We start from the raw sequence: 12,554 nt of genomic DNA on the forward strand, positions 1-12,554 counted from the left end.
GACAGGTCCAGGGCCGACACGATCCGCCCGTCGGAGGCTTCTGGGCGCCGGCAGAGGTCAGCGTGAGACGAAGCCGCGTCGGCTCGGCTCAGCCCCGGTTCAGAACCGCGTACATGGGGCCGTGCCCACGCCCGTGCTCGGCCGCCGGCGACAGCTCGGCCAGGGACCTGACCGGACCGGCGGTGCCCCGGATCGCGTCGATGAGCTCGAAGCGCGTGGCCGCGGGATCAGAGGGAATCGTAGAACCCGCCCCGAACGCGGGACAGTACGTCCGACGCTTCACGACGGACACCTCGCCGGGACACTCATGGCAGCGGCCGTTCTCTCGCACTTCGTGACTCGACATCTCGAAGCGGGAGGAACGGCCGCGTTCCGTGCCGCCGCTTCCAGAGGGTCTCAGCGGGTCGAGTGACCCGCGACGTCAACCGTCGAGCTCACAGGCCGTACGTCTTGCCGATGACGTCCCGCTGGATCTCGCTGGTCCCGCCGTAGACCGTGGAGACCACAGCGGCCCGCAGGTGGCGCTCCATGTCGAACTCCTTGGTGTAGCCGTAGCCGCCCATCATCTGCATACCCTCCAGGGCGGCTCGCTTGGCGATCTCGGTCGCCTTCAGCTTGGCCATCGACGCCTCGCGCGGGAACAGCTTGTCCGGCTGCGCGTCGCAGTCCAGGGCTATTTCGCGCACCAGCAGCCGGGTGCACTCGATCTCGGTGGCGAGGTCGGCGATCCGGTGCCGCAGCGCCTGGAAGGAGCCGACCGGCCGGCCGAACTGCTCGCGTTCACGGACGTAGGCGACCGTGTCGTCGAAGGCGCGGCGTGCCAGGCCCAGCATGTTCGCGGCCAGGAAGAGCCGCTCGTGGTTCAGCCCGGCCATCAGCTGCCGCCAGCCGTTGTTCACCTGACCGACGACCGCGTCCGCGGGCAGCCGTACTCCCGTGAGGAAGACGTCGTTGACCTCCCGGCCTCCCATCGTGTCGATGCGTCGCGTCTCCAGGCCCGGGGCTTCGGCGGGCAGATGGAACATGGTCAGGCCGCCGTGCTTGTCCTCGCCGGTGCGGGCCACCAGCAGGATGTACTTCGCGCAGTGGGCGTTGGAGATCCAGGTCTTCTGACCGTCGATCACCCACGTGCCGTCCGTCTCCTGCCGGGCCTTGCAGCGCAGTGCGCCGACATCCGAACCGGCTCCCGGCTCCGACATGGCGATGGACAGCACGTCACCGCGCACGGCGCCGGACAGCACCTCCTGCCGCTGCTGCTCGGTGCCGAACTTCTCGTACGCCTTCGCGGCGATGACGGTGGTGATGAACCCCCCGGCCGGGACCATCCCGTACGAGGTCTCCTCCAGGAAGAGGCAGGCGTCGGCCAGCCCGCCGCCGGAGCCTCCGTACTCCTCGGGCAGACACACCCCGAGCCAGCCCAGACTCGCGAGCCTGCCGTACAGCCCGGAATGGTGGGCTTCGCGGCCACCCCCGGTCAGCGCGTCGCGCTGTTCCCGGGTGCCGCACTCCCGCTTGGCGAAATCGCGGACTGCCGCGACGAAATCGGCCTGTTCTTCGGTGAGGCGACTGCCCATCAGATCCTCCGAGGTCCGTATGGTGTTACGAAGATATGATAGGTGTTTCATTGTCTCTCGGGGAGTGTTTCACCGTCTCCCGGGAGACGGACGCCCGATATCGTGAGGAGCACGATGAGAACCGACACGAACGACTCAGGGCTCGCCCAGGCCACCGCCCAGCCCGAGGTGGAGGACCGTACGGCGCGGCGGATCCTCGACGCCGCACTGGAGCAGTTCACCCTCCTGGGCCTGCGCCGCTCCTCCGTGGACGATGTCGCCAAGCGGGCAGGCGTCTCCCGAGTCACCGTCTTCCGGCGGTTCCAGACCAAGGACAAGCTGGTCGAGGCCACTCTGCTGCGTGAACTCAGTCGGTTCTTCGGGCGGCTGGACTCGGCGGTGGCGGCGCTGCCGACCATGGAGGAGCGGGTCGTGGAGGGCTTCGTGGTCGCCCTGCGCCACACCCGTGCCCATCCTCTCTTCGGTGGCCTGCTCCGCCTCGAACCCGAGGTCGTGCTGCCCTACCTGACCGTGCAGGGAGGCTTCTCGCTCTCCGCCACCGTCGAATACCTGACAGGCCATCTGCGCCGCGCCCAGCAGGCCGAGGGCCGCCCCGACGAGGACCCGCGGCCGGTCGCCGAGATCATGGTGCGCGTCGCCGTGTCCTTCCTGCTCAACCCCGCCAGCTGCATCGAGATGGACGACGAGGACCAGGCCCGCGCCTTCGCCCGCCGCTACCTGGCCCCGCTGCTGGACTCCTGACCGGCCGGACCGCCCGAGAGGGAGGTCCGGCCGGCGGGTAGCCGCCCAGCCGTTCAGCGGCGCCGGTGCAGTGACCGGGCCAGCCGCACCGCGCGCTGCCGCGTGACGGCCGGGACATCGAAGGATGTCAGCGCGATCGGCGGCGTGAACCGCTGCACCGTTGTCGACTGCACGGCGGTGAAGGCACGCAGCCCCTCCTCACCGTGGATCCGGCCGAACCCGGAGTCCTGCGAACCGCCGAACGGCAGCGCCGGCACCGCCGCGAAGCCCAGCACCGAGTTCACCGACACCACCCCCGCACGCAGTCGCGCCGCGATAGCCGCACCGGCGCGCCCGTTGCGGCAGAACACCGCGGCCCCCAGGGCGTAACGGGACGCGTTGACCCGCTCCACCGCCTCGTCCACGTCGGCCACCGGGTTGATCGCCACGACCGGCCCGAAGGTCTCCTCCGTCATCGCCGCCGCATCCTCCGGAACACCGGCAAGCACGACCGGCGCGACATACGGAGCGCAGACCGACCCGGGCCCGCCGAACAGGGCCTTTCCGCCTGCCGAGACCGCGTCGGTCACATGCCGCTCGACGATCGCGACCTGGCCCGGCAGTGTCATCGGGCCATAGGCGGCGTCCGCCTCGGCACCCGGCCGAAGCGCCTCGGCTCGCGTGACCACCCGCTCGCACAGCGCCCCGTGGATCTCACGCACCGCGTAGACGCGCTCCACCCCCGCGCAGGTCTGACCCGCGTTGCTCAGCGCGCCCCACACGATCGCGTCGGCCGCCGCGTCCAGGTCCGCGTCCGCGGTCACGATCACCGCGTCCTTCCCTCCGCACTCGGCGAGGAACGGAGTCAGCGTCTCGGCGCACACCGCCATCACCTTGCGCGCCGTCTCCGGCGAGCCGGTGAACGCCAGTTTGTCGACCCCGGACCGGGACAGGGCGTCCCCGGTGGACGCCGCGCCGGTGACGGTGGTGAGCAGTCCGGCGTGTTCGGGCACGGCGGCGTCGAAGAGCTCGGCCAGCAGGACCCCGGTGCCCGGGGTCAGCTCGGACGGCTTGAAGACCACGCCGTTCCCTGCGGCCAGGGCATAGCCGATGGAGCCCATCGAGGTGTACAGGGGGTAGTTCCAGGGGCCGATCACGCCGACCACGCCCAACGGGCGGTGCACCAGCGAGGCCTGCTGATGGAGGGTGAACAGTCCGGTGCGCACCTTCCGCCGGCGCAGCACGCGTCCGGCGTTGCGGGCGGCCCAGGCCAGGTGCTCCAGTGTGAGTACGACCTCCAGCGCGGCGTCACCGGCCGGCTTCCCGGTCTCCTCGGCGATGGTGCGGGCCACGGCGTCGAGATCGGTCGCCAGGGCCTTCTTCCAGCGCAGCAGGTGGTCACGGCGCCGGGAGGCGGGCAGCGCTGCCCACCCGGCCTGGGCGGTCCGGGCCCGTGCCACGGCGAGGGAGACCTCTTCCGGCCCGTTCACCGGGTGCTCGGCGATCGCCTTGCCGGTCGTGGGGGAGTGCGTGGTGAAGGTCGCGGCATGTGGCGCGGCGGCGGGGCTGGTGGCGGTCATCGGGTCTCCTGATGAGGAACACGGGGGGTGGGCGACTGCTCCGGAGCGGAGGCCGCTCCCGGTGCGGACTCGTCCTGGAGCGGGAGCAGTGGACGGGAATGTGCCCAGTGCGGACCCAGGTCGTCCAGGGTCCAGCCGAAGGGGTACGTGCGCGGCTTGGGTGTGCGAGGGAGCCGTTCCGGCCTCCCGGGCAGCAGGCGGATCAACGCGGCCCGGGTGCGGAACACGTGGTGCACGACGGCCCGTAACCGGCGCGGCTCAGGCCGGAAGCCGAGCGCCTCCAGAAGCGGTTCGTCCAGGACGGCGAGCGTGACCCGGGTCGCGATCCTGCGTAAGGGGGCCGGGTACCAGGAGGCCAGGATCCGCAGGGTTGCCGCGGCGACCCTGCGGTTGGCGGGATCGTAGGCGAACATCTCCCGCTCGTAGTCGTCGTGGAGCAACTCGAAGGCGGCGTAGGTGTCGGGTACGCCGGAGATGCCCATCATCTCGCCCGTCCGTCGGCCCACCAGCGCCAGACTCTCGGTCTCCTGCTCGGACAGGCGCCGCCAGCCGAACCGGTCGATCCACCGCTTCGGCCCCACCACCGTCGTGGCCAGGACGTAGAGGAAGTCCTCGTTGGGGATCTGGTAGCGGCTGTGGATGCGGTTCAGGTGGCGGGCGGCAGCCCGGCCGTGCTCCGAGTCCATCCCCTCACGGACCATCTCGTACGCGATCAGCACCGTGTCGTCGTACCGCTTCTGACCGGCACGTTCGAACTCCTGGGTGCGGTCCAGGAGGTGGGATATGCGCGGCACGCCGTAGTCACGCAGGAACGCGATCGACGTCCCGTAGAGGTAGTCGCGGGGGAACTCGTAGTGGGTGATCCACCGGTAGATCTGCTCGAAGTCCTGCCGCGGATCCATCTTCTGGATGCGGCGGAGACGACTGTAGCGGCCCATGGGTGATGCCTCCTGTCGGAATCGCGGCCACCAGCTCGCGGTGCGAGTGGGCACGTCGGAGAAGTGCACAACCTCCGCGTCGACCAGCACCTGGCTGATGTCGGCGCTCAGACAGATCTGCGGAGTGCTGACGTGCAGGTCGCGATGGCGATGCCGCCGGTGAGCGAGGGCTGAGCTACGCGGAGCTGAGCGGGTCGCGGGTGACGGAGCCCCTTGCCTGGACGGCGTGGACGCCCTTCGGTGCGGTCGTGCAGGCTCTTCGCGATTCCATGAGGAGCATCTCCCGTGAGTCGATGATACAGAAGCTATTGATTTGTTTCATGGTGCGTCAATACCCCGGACGTAACGGAGAAGCGGAGGCACCTTCGCGCGCTCCCTGATTGACCGACAGGCCGTCAACTTCGTTACGGATAAGTGGAGATGACGTGCGGCGAGGTCGGGCTCGGGACCCGGGACGAAGGCGGGAACCCAACCTGGTGCCCGCAGCCCTGGGTGGAGTTGGACGGCGGCCGGCTGGTCGGGCAACCACGACGCCTTCAGGCACCGACAAACACAACCGCGGCTGCGGGCATCGACTCCGGGGCTGTTGCTGTCCTGTCGCGCCACGAGGGCTACGGCCCCGACGCGGTCGGACACGGCCGCGATGCCTGCTCCGCCAGGCGCAACGGGGAAGTCGCCGGGTATCACGCCGTCCGCCGATGGACGAACATCGCGAGCGGGCGCGGGCCCGGTCGGTGAGATCTGACCGGGCCCTGGGAGCTGCCCCATGGTGCTACTCGTCGGCCGTCCGGTCCTGTCTGCGGATCATCGGGTAGCGCAGGATCTGACCCGCGGTGGTGCCGACGAGGATTGTGCCATCGGGCGCCGCATACACACAGAGTGGTCGGTACAGGGGTAGCGGACGCCGGTGGAGCACCGTCCCATCGGTCGCGTCGAGGGATACGAGGTTGCCGTCGGCGCACAGGGCGTGCAGGACCCGGTCGTGGGAGTCGAGGTCGATGACCTCGGATTCCAGCGGCCTGGTCCGGAGGATCTCGCCGGACGGGAAGCTTCGGCGGACGAGCTCGGTGCGCCCATGCAACAGAGCGGCGCCGGCGGCATCAGATGCGTACACCACCCGGCCGAGTGGTGCGTCGACGGAGGAGAGCACGGTCTCGATCGCACCGTCGGGGGCGAGCGCGACGCGAGCAGCAGCGTGAACTGGGCCCGTACCTCCCTCTGGGCCCGCTGGACGCCGTCGCTGTCCGGCGGGCCGCTCCGCCGGCAGTCCGCGAGCCGCAGCAGCATCGCGAGGTCCGTCACGAGCTCCGGCACGCTCCTGGTCCGCGCAGCCCAGGTCCACGCCAGCCGCGCGTCCGGCGGGCAGACCGCGAGAACTCCTCGCCGCAGGCAGTGGCCAGGTGGCCCAGCTGCGACGCCGAGCGGCTGTGTGATGTGCCGCCGGGCCACGCCACAGTGATCGGTACGGTCACTCGACTCCAACGCGGGCGTCGGCGGGAGGCTCATCCTCAGCGGGGGCGCGGTGGGCGAGCACATCAACGCCGTCCTCGCCGAGCCGGACCAGCCCCGGGGCGGGTGGCGACCACCGGCGACCACCGGCCGTAATGAGATCCTGGAGGCAACGGCTGACCGCAGGCGCTCGCCCGAGCGCCTGGCCGAAGCCGGGAGGCGAGGGCCTTGGTGCGCGGAGCCGACGGAACCGGGTAACGTCTTGGTCATGTTCTTCCAACCGCCGATTCTCGAGTGAGCGCGTGATGGGCCCTTGCTGACGTCTTTCGACGTCGCCGCCCGCCCCTCACCGATGAATCCGTAGATCACTTCACATCATTACCGGGAGAACCCGTGACCGTGAGCAAGAACATCAACAACCCCGTGGGCATGGGCGGCGGCCAGCGCAAGAAGCTGTCCCGCGCCGAACGGCAGAACAACGGTCCGCACCGCAACCTCGACCGCCAGAGTGCCGCCGACCAGAAGGCGGAGCTGGTGCGCAAGATGCGCGAGAAGGCAGGCGCAGCTGAGGGCTCCGCGCAGACGAGCGACGACGCCGCACAGAGCTGAGGCACCGCCGCCCCGCAGGGCGGCACCGCACGAGACAGGGCCCGGACCGCGCCGCGCGGTCCGGGCCCTGCTGTCGTAGCGGGGCTCGGCACCGCTGCCGCATGGGGCGCGGCCGGTCCCGCTCAGCTCACGGCCGACAACCGGCGTCTCAGCCGACCACCACCCGGGGCCGGCCGCAGATCCAGCAGCCCCGTCACCCCACCTCCAGCCGTCCATCAAGCAGTGACTCGGGCGGCCCTTGCGCGGACAGGGTCTGCACCCTCACGGCGCAGAGCGGTTCCAGCTGCCGAATGAACGCGATCTCAGCCCGGTGAGCGGCGCTGTCCAGGACGGCTCAGACGCCCTGATCACACCAGCCACAACAAGATCGTCTTCCTGCGAACCGAGGTGGCTCAGATGCGGACGCTCAACCTGAGGTTGAGCACATGGCGTAGACGAGCAGAGGCCCCACGAAGGGTTCCGAGCTTCCTTACCTCATCCACCTCAAGCTCCAGCCGGTCGGCGAGAGCGAGTACGGCGGCGTAGGGCCGCTCGCCCTCATCGAGCCTCGCTGCAACGGCTTCGAGGACAGCTCGAAGAACGACAGGGTTCGCACCGGGATGGTCTGCGAGCAGGCGAAGAAGCTTGTTGTCGTTCCAGACGCTATCGCGGGCAGCGCTCAGTTCCTGGAGGGCTTCGGGAGGCGTGTGGGGATTGGTGGCCAAGGCTTGCCAGACGAAAGGGTACGGACATCCCGCGAGACGCTGCAGGACCAGACTGTCTCTCTCGGCACGTGCCAGTACGAGGTAGTCGGCAGGCGTGGGCACGAGGATGGCCTCTCAAGATGGTCGAAGCCGCCATCCTGCCACCGGAGCCTCGTCGCAGTGGACTCCGGGCCGGTCATGACCAACCTGCCTCGATCACTCACGGGACGTGTCTCAGCTTGTCGTATAGCGTCCGGGCCCTTCCAGGATGGATGAGTCGAGCCAGATGAGCATGGCGTAACCACTGGATGCGGCCCCCGGAAGAATTCCGTCGTGCGAGTGAGCAGGTTGCGAGCTCAGTCCAGTGAGGCGAGAGAGTCCCGGATTTGGAGGGGCAGATCTCTCGGCTGTGTGAGTTCGGCGGGGTCGGCATCCCTGATGAGCTGGTCATAGGTCGCTTGCTGAAGTGGGTCAGTGGCCAGCTGCACTCGGTCTGGGTCAGGTATTGCGGTGGTCCGTGGCCCTGTCATAGGTGGCGATACCTCACGGTGGACGATGTCCGACAGGTCGCCACCGTGCTCGGTTGGCGGTCACCCTTGGGGTCGTAGACCTGCGGAGGTGTCGGCCGCCGCGTCACGCGGTCCGAACGGAGCAGCCCTGCCATCTCGACGGGCGGCCCCGCCAGCAGGTGGGAGATGTGCGGAGCGTCGTATCCCGAGTTCAGCACGACCAGAACCTCCGGGTCCCCCTGCCGCCACTGGCCGGCCGGCCGCTCGATGACCTCGCGACCTGAGCCTTGGCTTGGCGCTGAGCTCCAGGCGGAACGCGTCCAGCACCGCCCTCCAGGACGCGACGTGCCTGCGATCCGCGCGGCCCTCCACGAGGCTTTTCCTCGCTGCCACGGCACCATGCGCAGGAGTCCGCACGAGGATCAGGCGGTGACAGTACCGGCTTCCGGTCCTGCTTCTGCGCCTCGTACGTGATGCGACGCCGTGTCCTATGCGGTGCGAGAGTCTTCGAGGAAGCGATGCAGTAGAGCGGCCTCTGTGCGGAGCCGCGCGGCTCGATCAGCATGCGCGGGTGCACTCAACTGCGCTGCAGCGTCCAGTCTCTCTGCGGCCTCGGCCCGCACGATCTCCACGACACGTCGCTCACTCAGTTCACGTCGCACGGCTTCGGTGGTGCCGACCCCAACAGGCGACTGCTCAAAGGCCACGCCGCGGAGCTCGGCTTCGTCCACGGGCACTGCCTCAGCGTTGTCCAGCGCAGCAAGCGTTGCGCGCAGGGTACTTACCGCAACCTTGTCACGGGCCCGCATCGCTTCCGGCAGTGCTTGACGCATACGAAGACGTAGAGACATGCCGGTGACCTTATGGCTCAACAGCCGAACCCACAACGCGACATACATGCGCCACCAGACCTCCCGCTCTCCCGGACGACGCCCGCAGGTGCCTTCCGTCGTGCGCCCGCTCTTGAAGACGAGTGAGTCCACCGTCACCGCTGCGGCGGTGGAGCTGATCGGCACCTCGACAGGGCCGAGCACTCCGGTCATCAGGATGTCGGGTCTCATGCCGGCCGGAGCGGCCCAGGCCGTCGCGCAGTCGACGGAATTGATGGACCCGTCGAACTTCACTTCAGCTCGACGAAACGCTCCAGAACGACGATCAGATCCTGTGGGGGGATCCGCCGTCACGCCCGCCGGGTTGAATAGCACCGTCCCCGAGCGCGGCGTTGTTGTCGTTCGCGAGAACATGGTGGCAGCCGAGGAGGAGTGTTCTCTTGTCGCCGGCGCTCCGGCTCGTCGTGTGCGTCACGGCGCGGGCATACCGCGCCGGTGTCGAGCGGGGCGCAGGGTGGCGGCGGACATCCGCGTATGCGCTCACAACACTGCCCCCGTAAGTCGATGCTCCCCCAAAGTCAGGCCATCAGCCGGTCAAGCGGTGCGGAAGCGCGGCGCGACACCTGTCACTGGGGCCGTCTTATAACTGATCTTGCCCGTAGCGGGAGTGATGCGAATGTGACTACCGCTCCGTAGAGGGTGGCGGTCTTTCCGCGGCGGGTGACAAGGCGACCAGATCCCTCGAGTTGGTTGAATCAGCATTCGACGGGGTTGCGGTGGCGGTGGATTCCGGTGGCCCAAGCCCGACGGCCTGCCGCCTCGCCGGTCACGACAGCGATGGTGCATTCGCTGGTCGCTTCTTTCCAGGATGGTGTGCCGATGCCGCGCCTACGGAAGGAGCACGGATCCCGCGTGAACCGTAGGCCGTGTCGGCGATCACACGATCCAGTCGGCAGCGGGGTCGGCCAAGCCCAATGCAGGACACTCGGATGCGCTCGGGCAGGGGGTCGTGCGCTGATGCTGTCGTGCGTGCTGGTGATCGGTATCACCGGCACCGTAAGCCGACCGCTGTGTGTCCTTCTCGGTAGATGCGCGGACACCGGCGAACTGGTCCTCGCGGCTCGAAGCACGCCCGCTGTGCCCAGTGTCGCAGTGGAATTCGAGAGTGACACACGCTCGCACAGCCGAGTGCTCCACGCTCGGTGGCATGGTCCTTGTTGCGACCGGAGACCGCCGTGGCATCCTGAAAGTGAAGACACGAGCAGATCGGCGCTGCAGTTACCGCCCCGCTGGGTGCTACGCCCTGACCCCACGCTCCGACCCCGACCCTGTACTCCCCAGTGGTCTGTCCTTCACCAGGTTCTCTGTCCCAGGGCACAGCCCACAACTCGTCGCCTGGCGCAGCCGCGCCAGCGCTGTCCCTTGCCACGGGCTCTATGGCATCGAGCAAGTGCCCGGCCGCGGCGAACTTCGAATTCCAGGTCGCGCAAGACGGGTTCGTCGAGTACGGCACCACGCAGGTCGGGTAAAGGCTCGGGAGCCGCGCATCTCATAAAGCTGCCCAATAGGCAGAGGGTTCCATGGCCATGAGGCAAGGCTGTTCCTCTTGCCGCTGGCTCACCTGGGCCAGATCGTCAGGAAGGCCGAGACAAATGGCGAACCTTCGGCTCGCGTTCGTAGACTGGACGTTCCTCAACGACGAGAACACGGAGGCCATCGGAACCCTGGGTGGTCATGATGTGAGACTCACCGGGCAGCGCCCCGTGGCCACGGATCGCGCCCCGCTGGGCACAGCCGTCCTCGACGGGACGTTCACAGGATTTCATACGGCGTTCTTCAGCCCGCCGCTGCCCACGTCCGACCTCATAGAAATCGTCGGCCTCAGGGGCGGCAGTTCATTCAGAGTGGAATTCGATGCCGAGGTGAAGGATCCTGTCTTCCACCTGGGGTCGCTCGCCTCGACCCTGGAGTTTCTGGATCTTCCGGTGGGTACGGAGGTCACGCAACTCAGCGGCGACGCCGCGAAGTTCAAGGTCGACGGCAACAGTGTCACGGGAAAGGTGTTCCAACCACCCCCAGAGTCGACCGAGCCCACTGATTCCGACGGCACCGTGCGCCTCAACGGCCTGTTCCGATCGATTGCTTTCACCCTGACGCCGGGGTTCGATGGGCACGACGGGGTACACCTCCAGATCGGCGGGATGGTAGAGGCGGGAAGCGACATGGCCGAGATCAGAATCGACAGCAGTGGTTTGACCTTCACCAAGTTTTCTGTCTCAGGGCACAGCCCAGATGTCGTCGACGGCGCGAGCGCGCCTGTGCTCTCCCTCGCCCCCGGGGTCTATGGCATCGAGCAGGTCCCCGGCCGGCCGACGAGCTTCGAATTCCAGGTCACGCAAGAGGGGTTCGTCGAGTACGACCCCGCCCACGACGCTTTTCTCGGAGGACGCGGCACCAGCATGCTGATTCTCCGTGGCTTCCCCGTCACGATCGACGGGCGGGCGCTGTCGCATGACCTGGAGGCGTTCCTCCAGGGCAGCGCGGCACGGTTCTCGAGGAGCACGGCCCATGAGTTGGCGCTCCTGCCGGCCGAGGGGTACGCATTCGTCCCCGGTCCGAGGGTAGTGGTGCCGTTGTTCGACGTCGGTGTCGACGGAGCGGTGCGCCTGGCCGAAACCGTGGCGCAGTGCGCCTCGGTGGGTGTCTCCCCCAACGGCAGCCCCCACGTCACCATCCACGGATTCACCGTCACCATCGACGGCCGAGCCCTATCCCACGACCTCGAACCCTTCTTGAACGGCAATGACAAACGACTGCCGCGCACGAACGTCAACCAACTCGTCCTCATCCCGGCTCAAGGCTACGGCTTCGTCCCCGGTCCCAGAGTCATAGTCCCTGCGTTTGATCTCAACCCCGACGGCACTATCACCCTCACTTCCAGCACCGCCCAATGCGCCACCACCAGCACCACCCCCAACGGCACACCCCTCGTCACCATCCACGGATTCACCGTCACCATCGACGGCCGAGCCCTATCCCACGACCTTCTGCCGTTCCTCAACGGAAACGACGCGGTGCTTTCGCGCGCCACCGTCCATGAACTGGTTCTGATCCCAGCCGAGGGCTACGGATTGGTCCTGTCGCGAGGCTTCGCGGACTTCCGTTTCACCGTGACGCCCGACGGACAGGTGAGTCTCCACCCCGACCATGTCGGCTTCGCGGAGGTGAGCGGGCTCACCCTGACGCTTCGCGGATACAAAGTAACCATCGACGCGACAGCTCTGTCTCATGATTTGAATCCTGAGCTTCTTGGCTGGTCTGCGGGGCCTCTTTCGCGGACGGCGGTCCATGAGCTGACTCTGTTGCCGGGTCAGAGTTACATGTTCATTCTTGCCCGGGGTATGGCTGACTTCCATTTCGCGGTGACGACTGATGGGCGGATTGGTCTCGGTGCGGAGTATGCCGGGTTTGCTGAGGCGGTTGAGCGGACTCTTGTTTTGCGTGGGTTTAAGGTGACCATCGACGCGACAGCTCTGTCTCATGATTTGAATCCTGAGCTTCTTGGCTGGTCTGCGGGGCCTCTTTCGCGGACGGCGGTCCATGAGCTGACTCTGTTGCCGGGTCAGAGTTACATGTTCATTCTTGCCCGGGGTATGGCTGAC

At 67.8% G+C, this 12,554-nt stretch carries 9 protein-coding genes and 1 pseudogene; 3 read left to right on the forward strand and 7 right to left on the reverse strand.

The window, feature by feature from the left end:
* Positions 1-434 precede the first annotated feature (434 nt).
* The gene (locus tag AB0C82_RS32770) at positions 435-1,574 is read right to left on the reverse strand and encodes an acyl-CoA dehydrogenase family protein (protein WP_362849384.1); all 1,140 of its coding nucleotides are present in this window, start codon (positions 1,572-1,574) and stop codon (positions 435-437) included.
* A gap of 114 nt (positions 1,575-1,688) precedes the next feature.
* Here AB0C82_RS32770 and AB0C82_RS32775 point away from each other — a divergent pair, with 114 nt between their 5' ends.
* Positions 1,689-2,315, forward strand: coding sequence for a TetR/AcrR family transcriptional regulator (locus tag AB0C82_RS32775; protein ID WP_362849387.1), 627 nt, complete (start codon positions 1,689-1,691; stop codon positions 2,313-2,315).
* 53 nt (positions 2,316-2,368) lie between these two features.
* Here the strand turns inward: AB0C82_RS32775 and AB0C82_RS32780 are convergent, their stop codons facing one another.
* From AB0C82_RS32780 to AB0C82_RS32790, 3 genes are all read right to left on the reverse strand, one after another.
* Positions 2,369-3,874, reverse strand: a complete 1,506-nt coding sequence (locus tag AB0C82_RS32780) for an aldehyde dehydrogenase family protein (protein ID WP_362849390.1) — start codon at positions 3,872-3,874, stop codon at positions 2,369-2,371.
* Positions 3,871-4,812 (reverse strand): oxygenase MpaB family protein, encoded by a 942-nt coding sequence (locus AB0C82_RS32785; protein ID WP_362849393.1) that lies wholly within the window; start codon positions 4,810-4,812, stop codon positions 3,871-3,873. Before AB0C82_RS32785 ends, AB0C82_RS32780 begins: the two co-directional genes overlap by 4 nt.
* A 772-nt stretch (positions 4,813-5,584) precedes the next feature.
* Positions 5,585-5,962, reverse strand: a complete 378-nt coding sequence (locus AB0C82_RS32790) for a hypothetical protein (protein ID WP_362849395.1) — start codon at positions 5,960-5,962, stop codon at positions 5,585-5,587.
* Positions 5,963-6,654: 692 nt separating this feature from the next.
* Here AB0C82_RS32790 and AB0C82_RS32795 point away from each other — a divergent pair.
* Positions 6,655-6,870, forward strand: coding sequence for a DUF6243 family protein (locus AB0C82_RS32795; RefSeq protein WP_362849398.1), 216 nt, complete (start codon positions 6,655-6,657; stop codon positions 6,868-6,870).
* 242 nt (positions 6,871-7,112) lie between these two features.
* On the opposite strand, the pseudogene AB0C82_RS32800 reads toward AB0C82_RS32795, so the two are convergent.
* The 3 genes and pseudogenes from AB0C82_RS32800 to AB0C82_RS32810 form a co-directional block, all read right to left on the reverse strand.
* Positions 7,113-7,230 (reverse strand): annotated as a pseudogene (locus AB0C82_RS32800) (IS5/IS1182 family transposase); the annotation flags it as partial.
* Positions 7,231-7,262: 32 nt separating this feature from the next.
* Positions 7,263-7,574, reverse strand: a complete 312-nt coding sequence (locus AB0C82_RS32805) for a hypothetical protein (protein ID WP_362849401.1) — start codon at positions 7,572-7,574, stop codon at positions 7,263-7,265.
* Between the two features lie 976 nt (positions 7,575-8,550).
* The gene (locus AB0C82_RS32810; protein ID WP_362849500.1) at positions 8,551-8,871 is read right to left on the reverse strand and encodes a hypothetical protein; all 321 of its coding nucleotides are present in this window, start codon (positions 8,869-8,871) and stop codon (positions 8,551-8,553) included.
* Positions 8,872-10,544: 1,673 nt separating this feature from the next.
* Between AB0C82_RS32810 and AB0C82_RS32815 the strand changes: the two genes are divergently transcribed.
* Positions 10,545-12,554, forward strand: a 2,010-nt coding sequence (locus AB0C82_RS32815) for a hypothetical protein (RefSeq protein ID WP_362849403.1), incomplete at its 3' end; no start/stop codon positions are given.

It is taken from the genome of Streptomyces sp. NPDC048560 (genome assembly GCF_040650955.1).
Taxonomy (GTDB): domain Bacteria; phylum Actinomycetota; class Actinomycetes; order Streptomycetales; family Streptomycetaceae; genus Streptomyces.